The organism is Fodinicola acaciae (assembly GCF_010993745.1).
GTDB classification, from domain to species: domain Bacteria; phylum Actinomycetota; class Actinomycetes; order Mycobacteriales; family HKI-0501; genus Fodinicola; species Fodinicola acaciae.
Genome location: NZ_WOTN01000001.1, coordinates 2,221,354 through 2,243,068 on the forward strand (window position 1 = coordinate 2,221,354; position 21,715 = coordinate 2,243,068).

Annotated in this window: 24 protein-coding genes and 1 riboswitch; of the genes, 9 read left to right on the forward strand and 15 right to left on the reverse strand. The window is 67.8% G+C overall.

Annotated features, from left to right (window positions below; translation table 11 throughout):
• Window positions 1–52 precede the first annotated feature (52 nt).
• The 5 genes from ribH to GNX95_RS10345 all read right to left on the reverse strand — a co-directional run bounded on the left by ribH (window position 53) and on the right by GNX95_RS10345 (window position 3,966).
• On the reverse strand, window positions 53–550 hold the full coding sequence (ribH, locus tag GNX95_RS10325; protein ID WP_163506875.1) for a 6,7-dimethyl-8-ribityllumazine synthase: 498 nt from the start codon (window positions 548–550) through the stop codon (window positions 53–55).
• Complete coding sequence (locus tag GNX95_RS10330) at window positions 547–1,773, reverse strand: bifunctional 3,4-dihydroxy-2-butanone-4-phosphate synthase/GTP cyclohydrolase II (RefSeq protein ID WP_163506876.1); 1,227 nt, start codon at window positions 1,771–1,773, stop codon at window positions 547–549. Before GNX95_RS10330 ends, ribH begins: the two co-directional genes overlap by 4 nt.
• Entirely contained in the window at window positions 1,770–2,360 is a 591-nt protein-coding gene (locus GNX95_RS10335; RefSeq protein ID WP_163506877.1) for a riboflavin synthase, read from the reverse strand. The genes GNX95_RS10330 and GNX95_RS10335 overlap by 4 nt, the downstream gene beginning before the upstream one ends.
• 82 nt (window positions 2,361–2,442) lie before the next feature.
• Window positions 2,443–2,587, reverse strand: a riboswitch (FMN riboswitch).
• Between the two features lie 134 nt (window positions 2,588–2,721).
• On the reverse strand, window positions 2,722–3,498 hold the full coding sequence (locus tag GNX95_RS10340; protein ID WP_163506878.1) for an alpha/beta fold hydrolase: 777 nt from the start codon (window positions 3,496–3,498) through the stop codon (window positions 2,722–2,724).
• The gene (locus GNX95_RS10345; RefSeq protein WP_246281564.1) at window positions 3,499–3,966 is read right to left on the reverse strand and encodes a GbsR/MarR family transcriptional regulator; all 468 of its coding nucleotides are present in this window, start codon (window positions 3,964–3,966) and stop codon (window positions 3,499–3,501) included.
• Between the two features lie 156 nt (window positions 3,967–4,122).
• On the opposite strand from GNX95_RS10345, the gene GNX95_RS10350 reads away from it, so the two are divergent.
• A complete protein-coding gene (locus tag GNX95_RS10350; RefSeq protein ID WP_163506880.1) occupies window positions 4,123–4,665 on the forward strand; it encodes a hypothetical protein in 543 nt (180 codons plus the stop codon).
• Here GNX95_RS10350 and GNX95_RS10355 read toward each other — a convergent pair.
• A complete protein-coding gene (locus GNX95_RS10355; RefSeq protein WP_163506881.1) occupies window positions 4,622–5,296 on the reverse strand; it encodes a TetR/AcrR family transcriptional regulator in 675 nt (224 codons plus the stop codon). The genes GNX95_RS10350 and GNX95_RS10355 overlap by 44 nt on opposite strands.
• 64 nt (window positions 5,297–5,360) lie before the next feature.
• Here GNX95_RS10355 and GNX95_RS10360 point away from each other — a divergent pair, with 64 nt between their 5' ends.
• Window positions 5,361–5,990, forward strand: a complete 630-nt coding sequence (locus GNX95_RS10360) for a LysE family translocator (RefSeq protein WP_163506882.1) — start codon at window positions 5,361–5,363, stop codon at window positions 5,988–5,990.
• A gap of 642 nt (window positions 5,991–6,632) precedes the next feature.
• Here GNX95_RS10360 and GNX95_RS10365 read toward each other — a convergent pair.
• The gene (locus tag GNX95_RS10365; RefSeq protein ID WP_163506883.1) at window positions 6,633–8,096 is read right to left on the reverse strand and encodes an FAD-dependent monooxygenase; all 1,464 of its coding nucleotides are present in this window, start codon (window positions 8,094–8,096) and stop codon (window positions 6,633–6,635) included.
• 71 nt (window positions 8,097–8,167) lie between these two features.
• On the opposite strand from GNX95_RS10365, the gene GNX95_RS10370 reads away from it, so the two are divergent.
• The 4 genes from GNX95_RS10370 (at window position 8,168) to GNX95_RS10385 (ending at window position 10,734) form a co-directional block, all read left to right on the forward strand.
• Window positions 8,168–8,857, forward strand: coding sequence for a TetR/AcrR family transcriptional regulator (locus GNX95_RS10370; RefSeq protein WP_163506884.1), 690 nt, complete (start codon window positions 8,168–8,170; stop codon window positions 8,855–8,857).
• A 138-nt stretch (window positions 8,858–8,995) separates the two neighbouring features.
• Window positions 8,996–9,184, forward strand: a complete 189-nt coding sequence (locus GNX95_RS10375) for a hypothetical protein (protein WP_163506885.1) — start codon at window positions 8,996–8,998, stop codon at window positions 9,182–9,184.
• A gap of 9 nt (window positions 9,185–9,193) precedes the next feature.
• The gene (locus GNX95_RS10380; RefSeq protein WP_163506886.1) at window positions 9,194–9,967 is read left to right on the forward strand and encodes a lysophospholipid acyltransferase family protein; all 774 of its coding nucleotides are present in this window, start codon (window positions 9,194–9,196) and stop codon (window positions 9,965–9,967) included.
• Between the two features lie 50 nt (window positions 9,968–10,017).
• Window positions 10,018–10,734: a DUF4191 domain-containing protein gene (locus GNX95_RS10385; RefSeq protein ID WP_163506887.1), complete on the forward strand. Its 717-nt coding sequence runs from the start codon at window positions 10,018–10,020 to the stop codon at window positions 10,732–10,734.
• A 4-nt stretch (window positions 10,735–10,738) separates the two neighbouring features.
• Here the strand turns inward: GNX95_RS10385 and GNX95_RS10390 are convergent, their stop codons facing one another.
• Window positions 10,739–11,161, reverse strand: coding sequence for an RDD family protein (locus GNX95_RS10390; protein ID WP_163506888.1), 423 nt, complete (start codon window positions 11,159–11,161; stop codon window positions 10,739–10,741).
• A gap of 145 nt (window positions 11,162–11,306) precedes the next feature.
• Between GNX95_RS10390 and glnA the strand changes: the two genes are divergently transcribed.
• A complete protein-coding gene (gene glnA / locus GNX95_RS10395; protein WP_163506889.1) occupies window positions 11,307–12,731 on the forward strand; it encodes a type I glutamate--ammonia ligase in 1,425 nt (474 codons plus the stop codon).
• A gap of 9 nt (window positions 12,732–12,740) precedes the next feature.
• Here glnA and GNX95_RS10400 read toward each other — a convergent pair whose 3' ends face one another.
• The 3 genes from GNX95_RS10400 to GNX95_RS10410 are packed head-to-tail and all read right to left on the reverse strand — an operon-like array spanning window position 12,741 to window position 14,405.
• Complete coding sequence (locus GNX95_RS10400; RefSeq protein ID WP_222853495.1) at window positions 12,741–13,424, reverse strand: MFS transporter; 684 nt, start codon at window positions 13,422–13,424, stop codon at window positions 12,741–12,743.
• Window positions 13,417–13,848 (reverse strand): serine hydrolase domain-containing protein, encoded by a 432-nt coding sequence (locus tag GNX95_RS10405; RefSeq protein WP_163506890.1) that lies wholly within the window; start codon window positions 13,846–13,848, stop codon window positions 13,417–13,419. Before GNX95_RS10405 ends, GNX95_RS10400 begins: the two co-directional genes overlap by 8 nt.
• Window positions 13,836–14,405 (reverse strand): serine hydrolase domain-containing protein, encoded by a 570-nt coding sequence (locus GNX95_RS10410; RefSeq protein WP_281356916.1) that lies wholly within the window; start codon window positions 14,403–14,405, stop codon window positions 13,836–13,838. The genes GNX95_RS10405 and GNX95_RS10410 overlap by 13 nt, the downstream gene beginning before the upstream one ends.
• A gap of 223 nt (window positions 14,406–14,628) precedes the next feature.
• Between GNX95_RS10410 and GNX95_RS10415 the strand changes: the two genes are divergently transcribed.
• Window positions 14,629–15,156 (forward strand): hypothetical protein, encoded by a 528-nt coding sequence (locus GNX95_RS10415; RefSeq protein WP_163506892.1) that lies wholly within the window; start codon window positions 14,629–14,631, stop codon window positions 15,154–15,156.
• A 57-nt stretch (window positions 15,157–15,213) separates the two neighbouring features.
• On the opposite strand, the gene GNX95_RS10420 is transcribed toward GNX95_RS10415, so the two are convergent.
• From GNX95_RS10420 to aroC, 4 genes are read right to left on the reverse strand one after another with little or no spacing between them, the layout of a single operon-like run.
• Complete coding sequence (locus tag GNX95_RS10420; RefSeq protein ID WP_163506893.1) at window positions 15,214–16,596, reverse strand: APC family permease; 1,383 nt, start codon at window positions 16,594–16,596, stop codon at window positions 15,214–15,216.
• Window positions 16,596–17,483 (reverse strand): proline iminopeptidase-family hydrolase, encoded by an 888-nt coding sequence (locus GNX95_RS10425; RefSeq protein WP_187369617.1) that lies wholly within the window; start codon window positions 17,481–17,483, stop codon window positions 16,596–16,598. Before GNX95_RS10425 ends, GNX95_RS10420 begins: the two co-directional genes overlap by 1 nt.
• A gap of 22 nt (window positions 17,484–17,505) precedes the next feature.
• A complete protein-coding gene (aroB, locus tag GNX95_RS10430; RefSeq protein ID WP_163506894.1) occupies window positions 17,506–19,062 on the reverse strand; it encodes a 3-dehydroquinate synthase in 1,557 nt (518 codons plus the stop codon).
• Complete coding sequence (gene aroC / locus GNX95_RS10435; RefSeq protein ID WP_163506895.1) at window positions 19,062–20,240, reverse strand: chorismate synthase; 1,179 nt, start codon at window positions 20,238–20,240, stop codon at window positions 19,062–19,064. Before aroC ends, aroB begins: the two co-directional genes overlap by 1 nt.
• A gap of 59 nt (window positions 20,241–20,299) precedes the next feature.
• On the opposite strand from aroC, the gene GNX95_RS10440 reads away from it, so the two are divergent.
• Window positions 20,300–21,139: a phosphoribosylaminoimidazolesuccinocarboxamide synthase gene (locus tag GNX95_RS10440; protein WP_163506896.1), complete on the forward strand. Its 840-nt coding sequence runs from the start codon at window positions 20,300–20,302 to the stop codon at window positions 21,137–21,139.
• Window positions 21,140–21,715 lie beyond the last annotated feature (576 nt).

The following is a 21,715-nucleotide window of genomic DNA, read 5'->3' on the forward strand; positions in this document are numbered from 1 at the left end:
CACGAAAAGCCGCCCACGTCGTGTACGACGCAGGCGGCGTTTTCGACTCTCTCTAGGCGAAGCCGGCGCGGTGTGCCGGAGCGGACAGCCGGCGCAGGGTCACGGCGGAGTCCAGTGCGGCGATGGTCGCCTCGTAACCCTTGTCCTCGGTCGATCCCGGCAGGCCGCTGCGGGCTTCGGCCTGCTCGACGGTGTTGCAGGTGAGTACGCCGTTGCCGACCGGCGTGCTCTCGTCCAGCGCCACCCGCGTCAGGCCGGCCGTCACCGCGTCGCACACGTACTCGAAATGTGGCGTGCCGCCACGGATCACGACTCCGAGCGCGACGACCGCGTCGGTCTGGCGCGCCAGGGCCTGCGCGACCACCGGCAGCTCGATCGAGCCGGCGACGCGAGCCTCGACGATGTCCGTCACGCCGGACTCGGCTGCGGCGATTCTCGCTCGTTCCAGCAAAACATCGGTCAGCTGGTGGTTCCAGCGCGTCGACACGATGCCCAGCCGCAGGCCGGTGGCGTCCACCGGCTCGACCGCCGGCCGTCCCTCGCCGCTCACAGCACCCCCGTTTCCGGCAGGTCGAAGATCTCGTGCCCCATCCGGTCGCGTTTCGTTCGCAGATAACGGATGTTCTCCGCGTGTACGTGGGTCGGCTGCGGCACCTGGCCGACGACCGACAGTCCATAGCCTTCCAGGCCGGCTCGTTTGGCCGGATTGTTGGTCAGCAGCAGCATCGTACGCACACCGAGATCGGCGAGAATCTGTGCGCCGATCCCATAGTCGCGTGCGTCCGCCGGCAATCCGAGCAACGTGTTGGCGTCGACCGTGTCGGCGCCCTTGTCCTGCAGTTCGTACGCGCGAAGCTTCGCGATCAGGCCGATCCCCCGGCCTTCGTGGCCGCGGACGTAGAGCACGACACCCCGCCCGGCGGCCTGCACCGCGGCCAGCGCGGCGTCGAGCTGCGGACCGCAGTCACACCGCAGGGAGCCAAAAGCGTCACCGGTCAGGCATTCCGAATGCACGCGTACGAGCACGTTCTCGCCGTCGCTGATGTCGCCGCAGACCAGTGCCACGTGGTCGCGTTCGTCCACTGTGGACTGATAGCCGTACGCGGTGAAAGTGCCGTACTTGGTGGGGATCCGGGTCTCGACGACCCGCTCCACCTGCTTTTCCGAGCGCCGCCGGTAGGCGATCAGGTCGGCGATGGTGATCAGCCGCAGGTTGTGTTCCCGGCAAAACTCGATCAGGTCCGGCAGCCGCGCCATCGAGCCGTCGTCCTTGACGACCTCGCAGCAGGCCGCCGCCGGACGCAGGCCGGCGAGCCGGCACAGGTCGACCGACGCCTCGGTGTGGCCGGCCCGCCGCAGCACGCCGCCGTCCTTGGCGCGCAACGGAAAGACGTGACCCGGCCGGGTCAGGTCGTCGGCGGTCGTACGCACCGCCGCGAGCGTCCGCAGCGTATGTGCGCGGTCGGCGGCCGAAATCCCGGTCTGGACGCCTTCGCGCGCGTCCACCGAGACCGTGTAGGCGGTGCCCTTGCGGTCCTGGTTGGTGTGATACATCGGCGGCAGCTCGAGACGGTCGGCCTCCTCCGCGGTGACCGGCGCGCAGATCACGCCGGAGGAATACCGCACGGTGAATCCGACCAGCTCGGGCGTCGCCATCTCGGCCGCGAAAATGATGTCGCCCTCGTTTTCGCGGTCCTCATCGTCGACCACCACGACGGCCTTGCCGGCCTTGATGTCGGCGATGGCGTCCTCGATGCTGTCAAAAGGAGTCATCGCGCGCTCACCAGCCGCTCGACGTACTTGGCGATCACGTCGACCTCGATGTTGACCCGCTGGCCCGGCTCTTTCTTGCCGAGCGTGGTCAGGCCGAGGGTGGTCGGGATCAGGCTGACCTCGAACCAGTCGGCGCCGACGCCGGAGACGGTCAGCGACACGCCGTCGACCGCCACCGACCCCTTTTCGGCCAGGTAGCGCGCGGTGTCCGCGGCGAGCTGGAACCGTACGATGTCCCAGTGCTCGTCGGACTCGCGGCGCAGCAGCGTGGCCGTGTCGTCCACGTGTCCCTGCACGATGTGTCCACCGAGCCGGTCGCTGGCGCGTACGGCCCGTTCCAGGTTGACCGGGTCGCCGGGCTGCAGCTCGCCGACGGTCGACCGCTTGAGGGTTTCGGCCATCACGTCGACGGTGAACCGCTCACCGTCGGTCCGGATGACGGTCAGGCAGACGCCGTTGACGGCGATGGAGTCGCCGTGTCTCGCGTCCGACGAGACGGTCGGCCCGTGCAGCGTCAGCTGCCCGGCCGTACCCAGATCGCTCCAGCTCACCACGGAGCCGAGCTCTTCCACGATTCCAGTGAACATCCTGCCTCCCGGCCAGACGATGGTCACCGGGGTTGATCAGGCAGGTGCCAGAAAGCGGCACCACAGGCAGGCCTGTGGCGTCGCGCGCATCCTCCCATCCGGACTTTCACCGTCGGTCCCGGACTCTCACCAGGTCAACCGGCCGCTGGCTGCGGACGGGTCGCGGACTGAGGGCCGTCAAGCCCATCACCGCCGGTTCGGAATTACACCGACCCCGGAGCGCGTACTGCTTCTTACCTGATCGATTGTCGCACGCGCCGTCGCCGCCGGCGCCGGACGTGACCCGCTCCACACCGGCCGGCTGGCCGTCCGTCCACCGGGCTGCGACCTCCTGGCTGTTGACGCTTCTACGTCAAACTCCTCAGGACGTGGCCCGTGCGGACTCTTTTCGCGCAAGTTCGTCGATCGCGGCGGCGAGCGTGTCCGCGTTCTTGAACGGGATCTCGGTGTGCGACGACGGCAGCGTCGCGAACACCGAGACGTGGTCGTGTTTCTCGGCCAACGGCGCGACGGACGCGCGCATCTTGCGCACCTCCTCGTCGGTGCTGCCCGTGTGCCGCTTCGTACCGAGGACGAACGTGATCGGGCAGTCGATGCTGCCGAAATCCGGCGCGATCCGGTCGAGGATGTCGCAGTTCTCGATGTTGATCTCGGCGGCCTGCCTGGCCGGCACGCTGGTCCGGCCGATCAGCCGGAGGATCCACATGATCGGCGCCATCCGGCCGAACAGCTTGCGGATGCGAGCCTGTTCCTCGTTGCCGAAAGCCGGGAAAGGCATGCCGCCGTCGACAAGCACGAGGCCGGCGATCTCGCCGGGACGCCGCGCCGCATGGCGGACGGCGAGCGTGGCACCGTACGACCAGCCGACCAGGATCGGCCGGCGGATGCCGGTGGTGGCCACGACGGCCGAGACGTCGTCGAGCGCACCGACAAACGAATAGTCCTTTGACGGCCCCGATTTTCCGCGGCCGCGCGCGTCGAAGGTGATCGTACGGTAACGACCGCCCAGCTCACGCAGCGTGCGCTTCCAGTCGGTCTGCGGTGCCAGCATGCCGTTGAGGAAGAGGACCGGCTGGCCATCGCCACTGTCGTTGATGTCCAGCGCGGTGTCAGCAACCGGAATCCGGATATGAGCCATTTATTCACCTCGTGATTTTCTTTGCGACCACCACTCATCGGCCAGAGCGGGGATCCTTCTGGCCAGAAACTCGTAGAATTCCACCGCCTCGCGCAGCATCGCGGTCTGCGTCGGCGCGTCGTGGTCCAGGTGCGTCAGGCCTTCTCGCGCAAGCGCCGCCATTTCATGGAAGAGGCCACCGTCGAAGCCTCGCGGCCGCACCAGGCAGCTCGGGTCGATCTCGATCGAGTCGACTCGCTCGCCGGCCTCGCGCCACCGGCTGACGATCCGTCGCTCCTCCAGCATCTTCACCGCGCCGGTGATCGCACTGCGACTGGCTCGCAGCGCGTCGCTCAACTCGGCGATGGACTGGCGAGGCGGATCGCAGACCAGCAGGAAACCCATCAGGCGTCCGGCCATCGGCGGAAACGCGTACTCACGTGCGTAGAACCGGCCGATCAGGTCGGCGAAACGGAGCTTGTCATCCATGGCCACCCTGGCAACGTAGCACGGACAACGAAGATGACACATATTTCTGTCATCCATGGCACATCATTTTGGTGCCAATCCGACACCAGACCGCTTGCACATTGTTCAAAAAGGTCTTATGGTTCATGAACTAAGTTCAAGAGAGGACCCATAGGCATGCCTGTTCCGGTCACCATCGCCGCCGCGCTCCAGCTGCTGCTGGCGGCGAGTTTCGTTGTCATCGCACTGATCGCTCACCGTTACGGTGACGCCGCTCAGCACGCCGCCGAGGCCGAGGCGGTCCGCCAGGGACACCCGGCGGGTGTGCTCGCGGCGCATCGCGTACGGTTCGCCGAGACCACCACCGAGATGCTGTTGCCACTGGCCATCGGTGTGGTGATCGGCGTGCTCGCGGCGGTCAACCTGGCCGGTGTCCAGGCCGGCCGGATCGCCACCTGGGTGCTCGCGCCGGTGCTGGTCGTCGCCGGCGGCCTGGTGACCGCGACCCAGGTCTTCGCCGCGCGCTTCACGGCCGCGGTGTTCCGGAAGTCGACGACCGCCTCCGGCATCGACGCGTACGCGATCGTCGACGCGGCCAGCCGGACCTATCCGGCCATCCTCCGGCCGCTGGTGCTCGTACGGTTCGCGCTCACCACGCTCGGCACCCTGGCGGTCGTCATTCTCCTCGCGCTGCCGGCCGCGAACGCGCACTTCGGCTAGCCAGGCCGTCCAGGATCGTGGCCAGGCCGAACTCGAACGGACTGGCCATCCCGGCCGCCGACGTCGAGTGAGTGGTCAGCCGCGGATAGCGTCCCGCGACCTCCTCGGCTCGCGCGATCGCGATGCGCAAGGCCTCCTCGCCGCCACCGCGCCGCGCGTGCGCGCGCAACGCCTGCTCGCTTCCTTCGGCCTGCGCGGCTCCGAGTACGAACATCAGCACGGTGGCGGCGGCCTGGTTTGCCTCCGCCACGGTGAATCCGGCCGACTCGTACGCGGCCAGGCAACAGTCGTCATAGCGAGCCTTGCCGGGACCGTAGACCAGGTGCGTGCTCATCGCCGGCACCAGCCAGAAATGCCGGCTGACCATCTCGTACGCACCCCGTGCGAGCACCGTCGTGGCCTCGCGCCAGCCGGTGGTGGCCAGATCCGGCAGCTCGATCTGCGACCAGGCGTGGTCGCCGGCCAGCACGACCAGGTCGTCCTTGCTCCTGACGTGCCAGTACATCGCGGTCGCGGCCATGCCCAGCTGCGCGCCGAGCCGGCGCATGTTCAGACCGGTGATGCCGTCGGCGTCCAACACGGCGACCGCCGCCTCCACGATCTGGTCCCTGGTCAGCGTGTCGCGCGGCACTGTCCGAGCGTACCGGCAGACGTACGCTGACAACGTCACCAACCTCGTGGACGGGAGCCACTAATTGGACCTGCAGCTGTTGTTGCCGTTCGTCGTCGCCATCACGCTGATCAGCCTGGTGCCGGGGCCGGACATGTTCTACATCGTCGCCAACGGCATCGCCGGCGGACCACGTGCCGGAGTCGTCGCCGCCGTCGGCATGTCGACCGGCATGGCCGTACACACGCTCGCCGCGGCCGCCGGCCTCAGCGCGTTGTTCATCGCTCTCCCCGCTGCCATGGACGTCCTGCGCGTCGTCGGCATCGCGGTGTTGCTCTATCTCGCGATGAGCACGTTGCGATCGTCGTTCGCGCAACAGGAGCTTGAGCTGCGGCCGGAGCAGCGGCCGCTGAGCCGCACGTACGGCATGGCCGTGCTCACCAACGTCAGCAACCCGAAGGTGATCGTCTTCTATCTCGCCTTCATGCCGCAGTTCACCGATCCGCACGGCGCCTGGCCCGTACCGGTGCAACTGCTGGCGCTCGGGCTGCTGTTCATCACGGTCGGACTCGGCATCGACGCCGGCGTCGGACTGGCGGCCGGCAAGCTGTCCGGCCTGCTCGCCGGCAGCCTGCGGTTCCGGCGCTGGCTGCAGCGTGTCTCCGCCGCCGTTTTCGGTGCTCTCGCGGTGGACCTCGGCCTCAGCCGCGGCTGACCGACAGCCCTTCGGACGCCGGCGAGCGCTCGCGCGCCGGCGTCATCGGGGCTGGCCGTCGCCTGCCTCGGGTCGCGGCGCGCCGAGTGCCGGCCTTTACGCGTCGCCCGCCGAACGACGCCGCTTGCGCGGCCCTCGGCGAACGACGCCATTTCGCCGGCACCAAACGGCCAACGACGCATGTCGCCCGGCGCTCGCCGAGCGACGACTCCTACGCGGCGCTTGCCGAGCGACACCGTTTACGCGGCCCTCGGCGAACGACGCCATCTCGGCGGCACCGCACGGCCAACGACGCACATCAGGCGGCAATCGACCAGCGCCACAAATTCCGCGACACTCGGCCAACGCCGGCCTTCACACGACGCTCACCGAACGACGCCGCTTGCGCGGCCCTCGGCGAACGACGCCATTTCGCCGGCACCAAACGGCCAACGACGCATGTCGCCCGGCGCTCGCCGAGCGACGACTCCTACGCGGCGCTTGCCGAGCGACACCGTTTACGCGGCCCTCGGCGAACGACGCCATCTCGGCGGCACCGCACGGCAAACGACGTACGTCTGCCGGCAGCCGAGCGACACCGTTTACGCGACGATCGCCGAGCGACGCGTCTTACGCGACGCCCGCCGAGCGGCGGCGACAGCGCTACAGCCGAGCGGCGGCAACTGCTGAGGGCCTGCCAAACCAGCGCTGCAGCGCCTCCGCCAGACCCTGGTCGTCGCCGGTGGTCGACGACCACGCGACGTAGCCGTCCGGTCGTACGAGCAGGCCGGTCACCCCGTCCGGCAGCGGCCCGGCGGTGACCTCGATCCGGTCGTCGTAACCGGCCGCGGAGGCGCCGATCAGCACGCCGCCCGCGTGACGGCCGTACGGCCAGAACCGACCGACCTGCGACGGATCCGACGGCGCGTAGTCGATCTCCAGCCCGTTGGCCATCGCCACGAAATGGTCGAGTACGTCGGGAAAAGCCAGCACCTCGGCGACCACCTCGCGCAACGCGTCCACCTGCGGCCCCGGCCGCATCAACGCGACCTGAGCGCGCGTGTTGCGCAGGACCCACGCACCGACCGGGTGCCGCTCGGCGTCATATGTGTCCAGCAACGAAGAATCAGCCAGTCCGCGGACGACCAGGCCGAGCTTCCAGCCGAGGTTCGCGGCGTCCTGCAGGCCGAGGTTGAGGCCCTGGCCGCCGATCGGCGAGTGGACGTGCGCCGCGTCGCCGGCCAGGAAAATCCGGCCGCGGCGATAGGACGTGGCCTGGCGCGTGTTGTCGGAATACCTGATGCCGCCGTCGAAACTCGTCACGACGACATCCGGTACGCCGGACGCGCGGCGGATGCTTTCCTGCATTTCCAGGGCGGTCAGCGGAGCGTGCCGGTCGTCCGGGCCGCCGTCGAACTCGATGGTGGCGATCTCGCCTGGCACCATCGACAGGTTCACCAAGCCGCCCGGGCTGCGTACGCTCGACCGCAAGGCGGACGGATCGGCGACGGTGGCGGCGGCCGTACGACCGGTCATCGTCGCGTCCGTGCCGACGAAGTCGATGCCGGCGCACTTGCGTACGACGCTCCGGCCGCCGTCGCAGCCCACCAGATACGAGCCGCGCACCGTACGACCGTCGGCCAGCACAGCGGCGACGGTCTCACCCTCGTCGACGACGTCCACGACCTCGCAGCCGGACCAGACCGGCACGCCGAGCGACTCCGCCCAGTCGGCCAGCAGCTGCTCCAGGTTGTGCTGCCGTACGAGGAAGACCGGCAGGTCGCTCGGCTCGGTCACCAGCGGCAACCCACTGAAATGGCCGCGCGCCCGGCCCTCGCCGAGCATCTTCAGCAGCGAGTCCACCACGTCTGCCGGGTCCGTCCCGCGCTCGGCAGTCATCGAGGCGAACATCGCCCGCTGAGCCGCGGCCAATGGCGCGTCCAAGCCGCGCAACGCCAGCGTCTGTACGCTTCGGCCGTTGACGCCGCGCATGCCGAAACTGCGCGACCGCCGCTCGCGCGCGTCCGTCGCGGCCTCCAGGACCAGCGGCTCCGCACCGGCCACCTTCAGCTCACCTGCCAACAAAAATCCCGTCGGCCCTCCGCCGACCACGATCACGTCGATCATCGTCTCACTCCTTTTACTTACACCGTATGCTTACAGTGTAAGCTTTACACGTACGGTGTAAGCTTTGTCAAGTGCCACGACGAGAGCTCAACCGCGAGAAGGTGCTCGACGCCGCCCTGGAGCTGGCCGCCGAGGAGGGCATCGACGGCCTGTCCATGCGCAAGCTGGCGAAACGGCTCGGCGTGGAGGCGATGTCGCTCTACAACCACGTCTCCAGCAAGAGCGACATCCTGGACGGCATCGCCGAGCGCGTACAGGCGAGCATCGAGCGGCCCGACCCGGCCAAGCCGTGGCCGGAGCGGATCCGCGAGACCGCGCGCAACATGTACCGCGCCATGAAGGCGCATCCGGTGGTGCCGCTGGCGCTCGTACGCGACGAGGCCAACCCCCTCTCGACGGCGTCGCTGCTGCCGCTGGACGATGCCGTCGCCGCACTTTTCGAAGCAGGCATGGACGAGGTGACGGCGCGTCAGTCGCTGTCGGCGATGAACAGCCTGGTCTTCGGTTCGCTGCTGCTGGCGACCGGCGGCTTCGAGCGCGAGTACAGCACGCAGGCCGAGGCCAACCAGCTCGAGCCATATCTGACCGGTCTCGACCACGCGAAGGTGCCGCATTTCAGCCGGCTGCTGCCGGCGATCAGCGCCGGCGACCCGGAAGAGGACTTCGAGGCGGGGCTCGACATGTTGATCGCCGGCATCGTGAAGGCGGCGGGTTCGGGACCGTCCAACGGAATGGGCAACGGCAGCGCCACTTCCGCCTGAGGCGCGGAGTCGTACCGTCGCGACAAAAGGGATGTCTGTCACAGAAAACGTCACCAGTGGTTACGGCCAGGTCACCGACCTGCAACAATCCCCGGCGAAGCTTGGTGGCACGTCTCGTACCAGCCGATCGGAGTCGCAATGGCATCAGCACTCGGTGACGTCCTCTTGTGGTCACTCGGTCGGCTGCTGCCGCACGGCGGCCAACGTACGGCACGACGTAATGCGTGGATCGCGATGAGCGAAGGCGTGGCGCGGGCACGGCAGCGCCAGGAAGCCGAGACCGCGCTCACCCTGCTGCCTGCTGACGCGCGGAGGAAGCTCATCTAACCTCGCCCTATGGCAGAGCTCGTCTATCCCCCGGTGATCGCGTTCGGGCGTACGGTCTTCCGCATCTGGGGCCTGCGTTTCGACCTCCAGGGCACCGACAACGTGCCGACCAGCGGAGGCGCGGTGATGGCGATCAACCACGTCGGCTACCTCGACTTCACCTTCGCCGGCCTGGCCGCTCTGCCGTCGAAACGGCTCGTCCGTTTCATGGCCAAGGAGTCGGTGTTCCGCCACCGCGTCTCCGGGCCGCTCATGCGCGGCATGAAACACATCCCGGTCGACCGCGACGCCGGCGCCGCCTCCTTCCGCGCCGCGTTGACCGCGTTGAAAGCCGGCGAGATCGTCGGCGTCTTCCCCGAGGCGACCATCTCGCAGTCCTTCGAGCTCAAGGACTTCAAGTCCGGCACCGTACGGATGGCGCGCTCGGCGAAGGTGCCGATCCTGCCGACGATCGTCTGGGGCTCGCAGCGGATCTGGACCAAGGGCCGCAAGCGCGACTTCGGCCGTAACAAGTTTCCGCTGACGGTCGCCGTCGACGAGCCGATCGAGGTGCCGAAAGGCGTCGATCCGGAGGACGTCAACGACGAGCTGCGCCGCCGGATGACCGCGTTGTTGCATCGCGTACAGGAGGCCTATCCCGACAAACCGCGCGATGAGGACGACCGCTGGTGGTTGCCGGCACGGCTCGGCGGCACGGCGCCGACGCCGGAGGTCGCCGCCAGGCTCGACGAGGAAGAGGCGACCGAACGAGCCCGTAAACGCGCCGCTCGGCTGGCTGATTAGGCACCGACCGGCTGCGTCCGCGTACGCGCGTTGTCACTAGACTTGGCCGCATGGCAAGAGACCCGGAGAAGCCGACCTTCCGCGAACGCCTGACCAAGTTCCGCGAGCGGTTGGTGCTGATCTGGCAGATCTTCAGCATGACCCGCAAGCGCGACAAACTGCTCGTGCCGCTGATGGCGGCGATCTTCGTCGCGCCGATCGTCGTGACCGTCGTGGTCAGCCTGTTCATCGGCTACTGGGGTCAGACGATCCCGATCGGCGTCGCGCTCGGCGCGCTCGGCGCGATGATCATCTTCACTCGGCGCGCCACCAAGGCGCAGTACGACTCGATCGCCGGCCAGCCCGGCGCGGCGCTCGGCGTGCTGCAGCAGATGCGCGGCGGCTGGATCACCTCGGACACGCCGGTGCAGTTCAACGCCAGCCAGGACATGATCCACCGGGTGCTCGGCAAACCCGGCGTCATCCTGGTCGGCGAAGGCAACCCCAACCGGCTCAAGAACATGTTCAGCCAGGAGATGAAGCGGGTCTCGCGCGTCACCGGCAACGTGGAGATCTATCGCGTCGTCGTCGGCACCGAGGAAGGTCAGGTGCCGCTGGACAAGTTGCAGCGACATTTCCTGAAGCTGCCGCGCAACCTCACCGGGAAACAGGTGACCGCGCTGGAGAAGCGGATGGTGGCCATCTCCGGACCCAACATCCCGATCCCCAAGGGCCCGATGCCCAAGGGCGCGCGGATGCCCAAGGGCGCGCGCTCGCCGCGCGGCTGACCCCCTATTTCGTCCGCACCATCACCGACTCGACCGCGCGGTCGTGCCAGCCGCGGCCGTTGCGGTCGGTGATGACCGCCGGCACGAACAGCTGCAGCAGCGCCGCGCGTACGGCGGCACGCCACAGGCCCAGCCGGCCGCCGTCGGGCAGCCGTACGCAGGCGATGCCGAGCAGCCGCATGCCGACCGTCTGGCCGAAGAAGCCGACGAACAGCGTGTACTCCGCGAACAGGACGACCGCCGACCACACTCCGGGCAGCTGCGGCCGGGTGAACAGCAACGCGGCGAAGAACGACAGCAGGCAGTCGATCGCCAACGCGGCCAGCCGACGACCGAAGCCGGCCACCGCACCGGCGCCCTCCGCCGGCAGACCCAGGTCAGCGCCGCGGTGCGGCTCGGTCATCTGATCGCTACGCTGACTGTCCACAACTGCCAGCGTAGCGAGACGGTGACCGCGCGCCGGAGCATGGTGAGCGTCACCGTCGGCGTAACCTCCCCGAAACAATGGGGATACGGGTGAGCAACGCCGCGTTCGTAGCGTGGACTCATCATCGAACCGCGACGGAGGACGGATGTTTTCCAGCCAAGAGGAACTCCTGGAGTATCTGCAGAAAGAGGACGTCAAGTTCGTCGACGTACGTTTCTGTGACCTGCCGGGAATCATGCAGCACTTCACCGTCCCGGTGGGGTTCTTCGACGCCGACGTGCTGGAAGAGGGCCTGGCCTTCGACGGCTCGTCCATCCGTGGCTTCCAGCAGATCCACGAGTCCGACATGCTGCTGGTCGCCGACCCGACGACCGCCTTCGTCGACCCGTTCCGCGCGCAGAAGACGCTGATCCTCAACTTCTTCATCGTCGACCCGTTCACCCGCGAGCCATACACGCGTGACCCGCGGACGATCGCGAAGAAGGCGGAGGAATACCTGGCCGCCTCCGGCATCGCCGACACCGCCTATTTCGGTCCCGAGGCGGAGTTCTACATCTTCGACTCGATCCGTTACGACACCGCACCGCAGCACGGCTTCTACTACATCGACTCGGTCGAGGGTGCGTGGCGTACCGGCGCCGAGGAGGGTGGCGCCAACCTCGGTCACAAGACGGCGTACAAGGGTGGCTACTTCCCGGTGCCGCCGGTCGACCATTACGCGGACCTGCGCGACGAGATCGTGACCAACCTGATCAACGCCGGCATCGTGGTGGAGAAGGCGCACCACGAGGTCGGCTCCCCCGGCCAGGCGGAGATCAACTACAAGTTCTCCACGCTGCTCAACGCCGGCGACACTTTGCAGAAATACAAGTACATCGTGAAGTGCACCGCGGCCGCGGCCGGCAAGTCGGTGACCTTCATGCCGAAGCCGATCTTCGGTGACAACGGCTCCGGCATGCACACGCACCAGTCGCTGTGGAAGGACGGCTCGCCGCTGTTCTACGACGAGACCGGCTACGCCGGCCTGTCCGACACCGCGCGCTGGTACATCGGCGGCCTGCTCTCGCACGCGCCGTCGCTGCTGGCCTTCACCAACCCGACGGTCAACTCCTACCGCCGGCTGGTGCCGGGCTTCGAGGCGCCGGTCAACCTGGTCTACTCGCAGCGCAACCGGTCGGCCTGTACGCGTATCCCGATCACCGGCAACAACCCGAAGGCCAAGCGCGCCGAGTTCCGCGTACCGGACCCGTCCTGCAACCCGTATCTGGCCTTCTCGGCGATGATGATGGCGGGCCTGGACGGCATCAAGAACAAGATCGAGCCGCCAGCGCCGGTCGACAAGGACCTCTACGAGCTGCCGCCGGAGGAGCTGGCCGAGGTCGCGCAGGTGCCTGGCTCACTGCCCGAGGTGCTCGACACCCTGGAAGCCGACCACGAATACCTGCTCGCCGGTGACGTGTTCACTCCGGACGTGATCGAGACCTGGATCGACTACAAGCGGGAGAACGAGGTCGACCCGATCCGCCTCCGCCCGACCCCACACGAGTTCGCGCTCTACTACGACGTCTGATTCCTCGCCTCAAGCGGTGGCCGGCCAGCACCTGCTGGCGGGCCACCGTTTTTTGGGCTCTGTGCCGGCGTTCCGCACGGACGAGGACGGCGGCCGGCACGAGTACGGCGGCGGTGACCAGGACGACCGCGCAGCGCGCCAGTAGCTGTCGGCCGGTCCGATGAGCGCCAACGGCACCGTCCCCACCACGATCACGACCAGTCCGGCGAAGACGATCCGCGCGCCGCCGACCGTGCTGCCCAGCACCGGCGCGAGCACCAGCGGAACACTGGCCACCGCCATCAGCCGGCCCATCCGGCGCGGTCCGGCGATCGTCGCCACCATCATCTGGCCGACCGGCACCAACAACCCGCCGGTCATTCCCAGCAGGATCCGCGCCACGATCAGCAGCTCGATGTTCGGGGCCAACGCACAAAACGCCGACGCGAGAGCGAAAATCCCGATACCGGCGATCCAGACCCGGCCCGCCCCAAACCGCCGAGCCGCCCAGCCACTGACCGGCACGGTTGCGGCCATCGCCAGCAGATAGCCGGAGGCGGTCCACTGCACGGTCGCGAGCGGTGCCGAGAACTGCCGGCTGAGTGCGTCCAGCGCGACATTGACGACGGTCGAGGTCGCCATCGACGGGAAGCCGCCAACCAACAAAATCGCCGTCAGTCCCCACACGTTCGCGGGAATGCGGTCGTCATCCACGGTCGGGCACTCCGAGCGCGTCGCGTACGACCCCGACGATCCGACCGGCATTGTCGCCTGGCCCCGCGGTCAGCCGGTTGTGGGTGAAGGCAAAGGAAAACCGATGGTCGCGATCGGCGAATGCCAGGCTGACGCCGGAGCCGTTCATGCCGAAGCACGCGACCCTGGATCCCATCTCGTAGTCATCGTGGCCATGGAAGAATCCGTATGACTTCGGCACTGGGCCGCCCAGCACAGGGGCGAAGGCGGTGGTGCGCACAGCGGTCGCCTCGTCGATGGTTTCCTTGGACAGCAGGCGAAAACCGTCGATCTCGCCATCGCCGGCCAACGCCGCGTAGACTCGCGCGGCCGCGCGCGCCGTCATCGTCGCGATGGCTGGATTCGGGCCTCGCATCGCATCCGGAGCGTTGCTCAGGTCGGCCATGCCGCCAACGCTTTCCTCGGCACGGCACGGAAAAGTGGCAGGTCCGCCGGCAGGGAGGCGATCATCGCGGCCCAGCCGCCGTCGTAGGCCGTCGCCTTGACGACGGTCTCCGGCGCGGCGAACATGAGCGCACCGGAGATTCCCAGCGGTGTCGCGATTTCCTCGGCCAGCACCGCATCCGCACCGCGTCCGGTGGCTCGCCTGACGATCTCGGCGACCAGCACACCGCACGTCCAACCGTGATAGGCCGTCTGTGTCCCCGGCTGCCAGGCCGGCGGTTGGCTGGCCAGCCGCGCCGCCATCGCGCGCTGGTCGAGAAGCTCGTCGACATCGACGTCGGGCTCGATCCACGGCAGCCCGACCGAATGCGACATCACCTGCCCGACCGTCGCTTCCGCCTTGCCGGCAACGGAAAACTCCGGCCAGTAGCGGGCCACCGGGGCCTGGTAGTCGAGGAGGCCTCGGTCGACCAGGACGGCCACGGCGGCGGCCGAGATCCCCTTGCCGGCGGAGGCCGAATCAAACAACGTGTCGCTGGACGCCGATTTCGGCGCCAGAGGCGGTCAAATCGGCCAACACATCCTGCACTCGCTCTTGTGCGCTCATTGCCATGTCTGCAGTATATGAATTCTTTGCATTTACTGCAACCGCCTGGATCGCGTCTTGCCCGATGCCGCGCGGCTTTCTTGGCGCTTTCTTGGTCGTGCCGTTGACGGATCAGGTGCGGTCCAGTTACTGTCCCGCCGACCCGCTGGTTTAGCGCTAAGAAGGGACCCCGTCATGCGCAGATTCCTTGGCAGGGCAACAAGACTCGTGGCGGTCGCCGTCGCCGCCGGCACGCTCCTGCTCACGGCACATCCGGCGGCCGCCGCCACCAGTACGAGCACCGAAGGCGAGGCGCTGGTCCCCGGCGCGACCCCGTTCCAGGCCACCGCGACCGTGCAAAGTGGATCGATCTGGTCCGGCGGCAAGCAGATGCTGGTCAAGGTCGACAGCGGCCAGACCCAGGGAATGATCTCCAACACCATCAGCCTGCCGTCGCCGAGCGCCGCCGCGTACCACGTCACGGCCTTGCTCACCACCGGCCCGAACTATGGCGTGGTTGAGCTGAAGTTCGGCGGCCACGGCGGCAACTACTTCGACGCGTACTCCCCCACGACCGCCGTCAAGACGGTGGAATTCACCGACGTAGTCGTATTTCCGGGCTCCAACAGCACGACCGTGCTGAGCGTCCTGGTCGCCTCCAAGAACGCCGCTTCCTCCGGCTACAACGCCGGTCTCGACAAGATCACCATGACCCTGCAGTAAGAAGTTCGCATGGCCACCATGCTTGCGTTGGACGCAAGCATGGTGGCCGTGCGGCCGTCAGTCGTCGAGTTTGAGGTCGGTGGTGCGGCCGCGCAGGACCAGGACCAGCGCGACCACGCCACCGGCGAACAGCCAGACCAGGCCACCGATCTTGGCCAGGATGTCGGCGTTGACCAGCACGTACGCGATGATCACGAAGCCGAGTGCCGGCACCGCCAGATGAAGCCACCAGTTTCGGCTCCGCTCCCGGCGCAGGTAGTAGTACGCGACGGAGAAATGCAGGAGGAGAAACGAAAACAGCGCGCCGAAATTCACCAGCTGGGAGACCAGACCGACCTGGCTGACCGCCGCCAACCCGAACACGAGCGAGATCCCGCCAACCACGAGTACGGCCCGCTCCGGCACCTTCCGGCGCGGATTCACGTGGGCCAGAAAGCGGAACAGCCGGCCGTCCCGCGCCATGCTGAACAACAGCCGGGAAGTGGCGGCCTGTGCGGCCATCGAGTTGGCGACCGCTGACGCGAGCGCGGAGGCCACCGCGACCGTCACCATCAGCCAGGCACCGCCGGCGATCCGCGCCACGTCATAGAAAGCGGTGTTCGTCTTGTCGCCGGCCGGAAAGGACGTCAGCGTTGGTACGAGCAGACTTGCCACGTATGTCTGCACGATGAACAACACGGCCACCAGGATCAGCGACGCGACGGTGGCCCGGCCGACCACCTTGCGGTCGCCGCGCACCTCCTCAGACAGCGTGGAAATCGCGTCGAATCCGAGGAAACTCAGGACGGCGACGGACAGCGCACCGAAGATCAGGCTCGGTGTCGCGACCTCCGGACGGAAGAACGGCTGGAGCGAGAAATGCGCGCCGTTGACACCGCGCGAGATCGCGATAATGCCGACGACAACGAAGATCGCCAGCACGATCAGCTCGGCGACCAGGAAGATCCGGTTGAGCCGCGCCGTCGACTCGATGCCGAGATAGTTGACGATCGTGTTGAAAACGACGAAAACCACGACCCACAGCCACTGTGGCACGGCCGGGATCAACGGGTTCAGCGCCGCGGCGCCGATGATGTAGAGCAGCGTCGGCACCAGCAGATAGTCGAGCAGGATGGCCCAGCCGGCGAAGAAGCCGACGATCGGATGGACACCGCGCGACACGTACGAGTAGACCGAGCCGGCGATCGGAAAGGCTCGCGACATCTCCCGGTAGCTGAGCGCGGTGAAGATCATCGCGACCATGCCGATCAGGTACGTCAGCGGCACCATGCCCTGCGAGGCGTTGAAAACCACGCCGAAGATGGAGAACGGCGCGATCGGCACCATGAAGACAAGGCCGTAGATGACCAGGTCGCGCAGCCGCAGCGACCGCTTCAGCTCCTGCTGATAGCCAAACTCCTCCAGGGCCTTCTCGCCGCCGGAGACCTCGCCGGTGGCCATCAGTCGTGCTCTGCCAGGAAACCGCGCACCAGCTCCATGTACGCCTCCCGTTCCTCCACGTGCGGCATGTGGCTGGAGTCCTCGAAGATCGTCCAGCGTACGTCCGGAATGCGGTCCGCGTACGGCTGCACCGCGGCCGGTGTGGCCTCGTCGTGTCGGCCGGAGATCAGCAGCGTCGGCCGGTTGATCTGGTCGAGTCTGTCCACAATGGACCAGTCCTTGAGCGTGCCGACGACGTGGAACTCGGTCGGTCCGTTCATCGTGTGATAGACGGTCGGATCGTCTTCGATAGCGGCAAAAGTGCGCGCCACGTAGTCCGGCCACGGCACCCGGCACACGTGCCTGTCATAGAAGACGCGGGTGGCCGCCTGGTATGCCGCCGAGTCGGTCGTGCCGGCCGCCTCATGCTCGGACAGCGTTTTCCGTACGTCGTCGGGAAGTTTCTCGCGAAGGCCGTTCGCAGCCGCCAGCCACAACCGCATGGAGGCCGGTGAGTTGGCGATGATCAGCGACGTCAGGCCGGCCGGGCGGCGTACGGCGTGCTCGGCGCCGAGCATGCCGCCCCACGACTGGCCGAGCAGGTGATAGCCATCGGCGATCCCCAGGAAGGACAGCAGATGATCCAGCTCACGCAGGAAAAGCTCGATCGTCCAGAAACCGGCGCCGGCCTCCGGCAAGTGCGTCGACTTTCCATTGCCGATCTGGTCGTAATGCACCACCGCGCGTCCGCTGTCGGCCACGTCCGCAAGCGGCAGGACGTAGTCGTGCGTGCATCCGGGGCCGCCGTGCAGCACGACCAGCGGCGGTTTGCCGCTCCGCAGATCGCCAGTGACCCGATACCAGGTGGCGTAGCTGTCCCATTCGAGCATTCCCTCAGCGACTGACACGCGCAGAGCGTACGCCGGATCGCTACGTTTCGCAGACGGCGGCGAATGCCTCACTCAACTGCTCGCGCGGCGGGTCGGTCAGCACGCCGGGCCTGGCCAGACCGTCCAGCACGATGAACCGCAGCTTCGCGCCGCGTGCCTTCTTGTCGACCCGCATGGCGGCCAGCAGGTCCGGCCATGCCTCGGCCGGATACGTGGTCGGCAGCCCCAACGACCGCAGCACTCGGACATGCCGGTCCGCGGTCCGGTCGTCGAGCCGGCCGGTGACCCGGCCGAGCTCGGCGGCGAAGGCGAGTCCGACACTGACCGCGGCACCGTGCCGCCACCGGTAGTTTTCCAGCTTCTCAATGGCATGGCCGAGCGTGTGGCCGTAGTTCAGGATCTCCCGCAGGCCCGACTCGCGCAGGTCCGCCGACACCACGTCGGCCTTCATCTGGATCGACCGGCGGACCAGCTGCGGCAGTACGTCACCGGCCGGGTCGATCGCGGCGGCCACGTCGGCCTCGATCAGGTCGAGGATGACCGGGTCGGCGATGAAGCCGGCCTTGACGATCTCGGCCATGCCGGGCACGAGTTCTTCGCGTGGCAGCGTGAAAAGCGTACGGAGATCGCACAGGACCGCGCGCGGCGGATAGAAAGCACCGACGAGGTTCTTGCCAGCGGCTGTGTTCACACCGGTTTTTCCGCCGACGGCCGCGTCGACCATGCCGAGCAGCGTCGTCGGCAGGTGGATCACCGGTACGCCGCGCAGCCAGCTCGCGCCGACGAAACCGGCCAGGTCGGTGACCGCTCCGCCGCCGAATCCGATCACCGCGTCCGTACGGGTGAACGCCTTCTCACCGAGGATGTCCCAGCAACGCGCCGCCACCTCGACCGTCTTGGCCGCCTCGCCGTCCGGCACCTCGATCGGCGTGATCTCGATGTCCGGCAGCTTCAGCGTCTCGACCTGGGCGGCCAGCGTCGGTGCATAGATGACCGCGACTTTCGAGGCACCGCCGAGAAAAGCCGGCAGCTCGCCGGCGACGCCGCGACCGACCAGCACCTCGTACGGCCGCTCCCCGCCGACCGCGATCCGGTCCGGCTCGGCCGGACCGGCGATCTCGTCCACGATGTCGACCGGATGCCGGCCACTGGTGTCCACAGTGGACGACGACACCCCGGTGTAGAGCGGCTCGCGCTCGTCCATCAGCGCACGCAGCCGGGCGCGCGGATTTCCCATCAGCATCGGGCGCGACGCCCCCAGACCGACGCGTTTCACCGCGTCGGCGAGGGAAACCTTGAGATAGACGACGTGGTGACCGGCCAGCGCGGCGCGGTTGGCCTCGGCCAGCACCGACCCGCCGCCGAGCGCGAGCACACCGTCGTGGTCGCGCAGCGCGGCGGCGAGCGCTTCGGCTTCCATCTTGCGAAAGGCTTCCTCGCCGTCGTCGACGAAGATGTCGGAGATCGGTTTTCCAGCGCTGGCAACGATATCGGCGTCGGTGTCGCGGAAGCCCACGCCGAGCCGGCGGGCCAGCAGCTCGCCGATGGTGGTCTTGCCGGCTCCCATCGGACCGACCAGGACGACTTTCGGAGCCATCAGCGGACCGCCAGCGTGTCCAAATAGGACTGCACGTTGCGGCTGGTCTCGCGCACCGAGTCGCCACCGAACTTTTCCGTGACGGCGTCAGCCAAAACCAGCGCGACCATCGACTCGGCGACCACGGCGCAGGCCGGCACGGCGGTGACGTCGCTGCGCTGGTTGATCGCCTGCGCCGCCTCGCCGGTGCGTACGTCCACCGTGCGCAACCGCCGCGGGACGGTGGAGATGGGCTTCATCGCGGCGCGTACGCGCAGCACCTCGCCGGTCGTGATGCCGCCTTCGGTGCCGCCCGCACGGTCGGTGACGCGGCGTACGCCTTCGCCGGTGTTGACGATCTCGTCGTGTGCCTCCGAGCCGCGCACGGACGCCTGGTGGAACGCGTCGCCGATCTCGACGCCTTTGACCGCCTGGATCCCCATGATCGCGGCGGCCAGCCGCGAGTCGAGCCGGCGGTCCCAGTGCACGTGGCTGCCCAGGCCCGGCGGCACCCCCCAGGCCAGCACCTCGACGACTCCGCCAAGCGTGTCACCGGCCTTCTTGGTCGCCTCGACCTCGGCGACGATGGCCGCGGAGGTGTCCGGATCTGCGCAGCGCACCGGGTCGGCGTCGATGCGGTCGCGGTCGGCCGGCTTTGGCCGGATCGTGTCCGGCACGCGTACCGGCCCCATCTGCACGACGTGGCTGACGATCTCGATGCCCGTGGTCTGGCGCAGGAACGCCTGCGCGACCGTACCGAGCGCCACCCGGGCCGCCGTCTCGCGCGCGCTGGCCCGCTCGAGCACCGGCCGCACCTCGTCGAAGCCGTACTTCTGCAGGCCGGCCAGGTCGGCGTGACCTGGCCGCGGCTGGGTCAGCGGCGCGTTGCGCGCCAGGCCGTCCAGCACCTCGGCCGGCACCGGGTCGCTGGCCATCACCTGTTCCCATTTCGGCCACTCGGTGTTGCCGACCTCGACCGCCACCGGTGACCCGATGGTGACACCGTGGCGTACCCCGCCGACGACCGTGACCTGGTCTTTCTCGAAAGCCATCCGGGCGCCGCGGCCATAGCCGAGCCGGCGCCGGGCGAGCTGGGTCTGGATGTCGGCGGTGGTCACCCGCACGCCGGCCGGGAGGCCCTCCAGCACCGCGACCAGCGCGCGACCGTGCGACTCCCCTGCGGTCAGCCATCGAAGCATGTCACAAGTCTGTCACCCGGCGTTCAGGCTGCTCACATGGTGGTCCGTACGATCTCACTGTGCGGCATCTATACAGCGGCAAGATCCGCGACCTGTACGAAGACGACAACGGCGACCTCCTGCTGGTGGCGAGCGACAGGGTGAGCGTCTACGACGTGGTGCTGCCGACGCCGGTGCCCGACAAGGGCAAGCTGCTGACGCAGCTGTCGCTGTGGTGGTTCGGCCAGCTCGCCGACGTCGTGCCCAACCACGTGATCTCGGCGACCGACGTGCCGCCGCAGTGGAACGGCCGGGCCGTACGCTGCGAGCGGCTGGACATGGTGCGGGTCGAGTGCATCGCGCGCGGCTACCTGACCGGACTGGGGCTGAAGGAGTACGAGAAGGACGGCACGGTCTCCGGCCTGCGGCTGGGTCCGGGGCTGGTGGAGGCCTCGCGGCTGCCGGAGCCGATCTTCACGCCGACCACCAAGGCCGACGAGGGCCACGACGAGTTCATCACCTTCGACGACGTCGTTGGTGTCTACGGCGCCGACACGAGCGCCAAGCTGCGCGAGCTGACGCTGGAGATCTATCGGCGCGGTGCCGAGCTGGCGCTCAAGCGCGGCATCATCATCGCCGACACCAAGGTCGAGTTTGGCATCGACGGCGACGGCCGGCTGGTGCTCGCCGACGAGGTGCTGACGCCGGACTCGTCGCGGTTCTGGCTGGCCGACGAGTGGCAACCCGGTCAGCGGCAGAAGTCGATGGACAAGCAGTTCGTCCGCGACTGGGCCAACACGGTCACCGGCTGGGACCACACCTATCCGGGTCCGGAGATCCCGCCGGAGATCGTCGCGCAGACGCGCGCGCGGTATGTCGACGCGTACGAGCAGCTGACCGGCAACCGCTGGCGCACCTGACCTGTAGCGCTTAGTGCCCGCCTCGTCCGTTTGAGCGATGGCGGCAAGGCCCCTTACGTGCGTCAGGCCAGACGCACGTAGGGAGGCTCCGCGAACATCGAGTGGCGGCCGAGGTGGTGCTGGTGTGACTGACGTGGCTGATAATGCAGGTGAGGCGGCTCGGTTGCGTAATACTTGTTTAACAAGGCATCAAAACGGACATCTGTTACAGCCCAGCAGTCACAACAGCACTACTGGCCTCGGCAGTCACACCCGTCACAGCCTCCGGTGATCGCGGAGCTGTGAAAGCCTTGTTTCTTGCATCTAGCGCCAGTGACTCGACATTCACACCATCTGCAAACCTCTCAAGCCAGACATTTAGCGCTCCACACGCCTTTAGATCCACATACCGGACCTTGCCGCCACTCACCGGGACGCCACGGCACCAGCCACACGCCTGGTCCGGTTTGTCAGTTCTCCCCCGCCACCGCGGCACCCGACCCCGGTCACAAACAAGCCCTCCCCTTGAGGTCGCCCGCCGCGAAGGCGCCACTACCCACCCAAGACAACGATCAGAAACTCAACCACCCCTCCCCA

Bases quoted from the DNA above. Each gene is read 5' to 3' on its own strand.
- GNX95_RS10330 (WP_163506876.1), bottom strand. From the start codon at position 1,773: ATGACTCCTTTTGACAGCATCGAGGACGCCATCGCCGACATCAAGGCC.
- GNX95_RS10335 (WP_163506877.1), bottom strand. From the start codon at position 2,360: ATGTTCACTGGAATCGTGGAAGAGCTCGGCTCCGTGGTGAGCTGGAGC.
- GNX95_RS10340 (WP_163506878.1), bottom strand. From the start codon at position 3,498: ATGGCTCATATCCGGATTCCGGTTGCTGACACCGCGCTGGACATCAAC.
- GNX95_RS10345 (WP_246281564.1), bottom strand. From the start codon at position 3,966: ATGGATGACAAGCTCCGTTTCGCCGACCTGATCGGCCGGTTCTACGCA.
- GNX95_RS10350 (WP_163506880.1), top strand. From the start codon at position 4,123: ATGCCTGTTCCGGTCACCATCGCCGCCGCGCTCCAGCTGCTGCTGGCG.
- GNX95_RS10365 (WP_163506883.1), bottom strand. From the start codon at position 8,096: ATGATCGACGTGATCGTGGTCGGCGGAGGGCCGACGGGATTTTTGTTG.
- GNX95_RS10375 (WP_163506885.1), top strand. From the start codon at position 8,996: ATGGCATCAGCACTCGGTGACGTCCTCTTGTGGTCACTCGGTCGGCTG.
- GNX95_RS10380 (WP_163506886.1), top strand. From the start codon at position 9,194: ATGGCAGAGCTCGTCTATCCCCCGGTGATCGCGTTCGGGCGTACGGTC.
- GNX95_RS10385 (WP_163506887.1), top strand. From the start codon at position 10,018: ATGGCAAGAGACCCGGAGAAGCCGACCTTCCGCGAACGCCTGACCAAG.
- glnA (WP_163506889.1), top strand. From the start codon at position 11,307: ATGTTTTCCAGCCAAGAGGAACTCCTGGAGTATCTGCAGAAAGAGGAC.
- GNX95_RS10405 (WP_163506890.1), bottom strand. From the start codon at position 13,848: ATGGCCGACCTGAGCAACGCTCCGGATGCGATGCGAGGCCCGAATCCA.
- GNX95_RS10415 (WP_163506892.1), top strand. From the start codon at position 14,629: ATGCGCAGATTCCTTGGCAGGGCAACAAGACTCGTGGCGGTCGCCGTC.
- GNX95_RS10420 (WP_163506893.1), bottom strand. From the start codon at position 16,596: ATGGCCACCGGCGAGGTCTCCGGCGGCGAGAAGGCCCTGGAGGAGTTT.
- aroB (WP_163506894.1), bottom strand. From the start codon at position 19,062: ATGGCTCCGAAAGTCGTCCTGGTCGGTCCGATGGGAGCCGGCAAGACC.
- aroC (WP_163506895.1), bottom strand. From the start codon at position 20,240: ATGCTTCGATGGCTGACCGCAGGGGAGTCGCACGGTCGCGCGCTGGTC.